Here is a 2,639-nt window from a genome sequence, read left to right as displayed (position 1 = left end):
GGTAAGTGACTGTCCAGCGTGTCCAGCAAGGCCGCTTGGGTAAGTAACACCACCGGGGCAGCATCCGCCAGCATATAGGCCAGCCGTTCGGTGGGATAGGCCGGGTCAAGCGGCACATAGGCACCGCCGGCTTTCAAAATAGCCAGCAAACCCACCACCATCTCCGGGCTGCGTTCGACACAAATCGCCACCCGGTCATCCGGTTGGATACCGAGCGCAATCAGATGATGCGCCAGTTGATTGGCACGGCGATTCAGTTCGCCATAGCTGAGTGTCTGTTCCTCAAACACGACGGCAGTCGCCTCAGGTGTCCGTGCCGCCTGCGCTTCGAACAGTTGGTGGATCAGCGCATCCTGCGGGAAATCCGCCTGTGTGGCGTTGAAGTCCGCAAGGATTTGTTGGCGTTCTGCGGCGGGGATAACCGGCACTTGCAGGACAGGTTGCTGCGGGTGGTGGATCAGTGCATCAATGAGGCCGCTGATGGCGGTGACCAGATAACGGCTTATCTGCGCGGGATCGATACCCGTCACGGTCTGGGCGGTGAGGTGAAAACCGGTTCCTAAATCATCCACTGACAGGGTAATGGGATAAGTGGTGCGTTCCTCGGCGGCCAGAATACGGGTGCCGGCCCACATGGTTTCCGCCGTCGCCGTGTCATTCGTGGCGCTGTGACGGTAATTCAACAGGGTACTGAACAGCGGCACCGACGGTGCCACGCCGCTGCAACGTTGTGCCAGAACCAGGGGTGCCTGTTCGTGTTCCAGTAACAGCATCAAACGGTGGTAAGTATCCTGAACCGCCTCCTGCACTGTGCGGCCGGTCAGGGAAACCCGCAGGGGCAGGGTATTGATAAATATCCCCAATATTTGTTCCGCCTTCGCCCCACCCTGAAGCCGGCCCAACAGCACGGAGCCAAATACCACGTCATCACGGCCGCAGGTCTTGGCCAGTACCTGCGCCAAGGCGACATGGAACAGTACGCTGGGACTGACCCCCAGGCGGCGCGCCTGAGTCCGGATCGCGTCGGCCAGCGCCGGGGCGACCGGCAGACGTACCTCGCTAATGCGGTTGTCATCCGTGGGCACTTTGAGCACCCCGAACGGCGCAGTCGGTTCGTCGATATCAGCCAGTTGGGCACGGAAATAAGCCTCGTGTGCGTCAGCCGGAGTGCGCAAGATTTGGGCAATAAAGTTGCGATAGGGCAGAGTCGCCGCCAGCTTCTCCGCCTTTTTTTGCAGGATGAGCGTCATTTCGGCAAAAATCAGCTCCAGTGTCATGTGGTCACTGACCAGATGATGGAACCGCAGCGCCAGCAACCACTCATTTTGTTCCGGATCATGGGTGATATCAGCGGCAAACAACGGGGCGCGGGTCAAATCAAGGCGGTGCTGGTGTGGATTGGTGTCAGCCCACAGTTGGGCGGCGACATTATCCGTTGTGACGGGCGTAATGGTGTTGATGCTCAGGGGCGCCTGACGCCAGACCACTTGGACCGATTGCGCCAGATCTTGCCAGTAGACTGCGGTGCGCAGGATATCGTGGCGATCAATCACCTGTTGCAGGGCATTCAGGAAAGCATCAAGGCGCTCACGGTGGTCAAATGCGAGCATGATGTGCAATAAATAGTCATCCCCTTGGGTTTGTAACAGATGATGGAACAAAATGCCTTCCTGCAATGGCGCGAGCGGATAGATATCCTGCACATTGCTCACCCCACCCGGAATGTGTTCAATGATGGCGTCAATCTCGGTTTGGGACAGCGAAACCAAAGGCAGCATATCGGGTGTTATGGCCGTGCAGTCTGCCGGGATCAGGTTCGGTGGCACGGCAAACGTCTCGGTGTGACGCTGGATAACCTGCGTCATATCAGCGAGGACGGGGGCAACAAACACGTTGCGGACATTCAGTTGCCAGCCCTGCTGGCGCAGTTCTTCAATCAGGCTGACAATCATCAGCGAGTGACCGCCGAGTTCGAAGAAGTGATCATGACGACTGACGCGTTCCAGCCCCAGCAGGGTTTGCCAAATCCGGGCGAGCATCATTTCTATCTCACCCTGTGGTGCCTCATACTGGCGCACGACCACCGAAGACGAATCGGGGGCCGGCAGTGCCTTGCGATCCAGTTTGCCATTGGGGGTCAATGGGAAGGCATCCAGCGTGACAAAGGCGCTGGGCAGCATATAGTCCGCGAGGTGTCGGGCGAGTTGTTGGCGCAGTGCCGCCGGCAGCAGTTCAACTCCCTCCTGTGGCCGCAGGTAGGCGACCAACTGTTTTTGTCCTGTCGCGTCTTCGCGTGCCAGCACGACCGCTTCGCGCACGCCGGGGCACTGCATCAGCCGGGCTTCGATCTCCCCCAGTTCAATGCGGAAACCGCGCAGCTTGACTTGAAAGTCATTGCGGCCGAGGTATTCAATCGTGCCGTCGGGCAGCCAGCGGCCAAGGTCGCCGGTCTTGTACACCCGGGCATCGGGGTCGGCTGAGAATGGGTCAGGAATAAAGCGTTCGGCGGTGAGTTCAGGCCGGTTCAGGTAACCGCGTGCCACCCCGACGCCGCCGATATAGATTTCACCGGCCACACCGAGGGGGACAGGCTGGGCCTGTGTATCCAGAATATAGATTTGGGTATTGGCAATCGGGCG

The 2,639-nt window shown here is 59.1% G+C and carries 1 protein-coding gene; it reads right to left on the bottom strand.

Annotation, left to right across the window (positions count from 1 at the left end):
- A partial coding sequence (locus PSI17_RS16425) for a condensation domain-containing protein (protein WP_273552987.1) occupies positions 1 to 2,639 on the bottom strand: 2,639 nt, incomplete at both ends.

This window comes from Xenorhabdus sp. IM139775 (assembly GCF_028598745.1).
Taxonomy (GTDB): Bacteria; Pseudomonadota; Gammaproteobacteria; order Enterobacterales; family Enterobacteriaceae; genus Xenorhabdus.
This window is presented reverse-complemented; position numbering and strand designations above follow the sequence as displayed.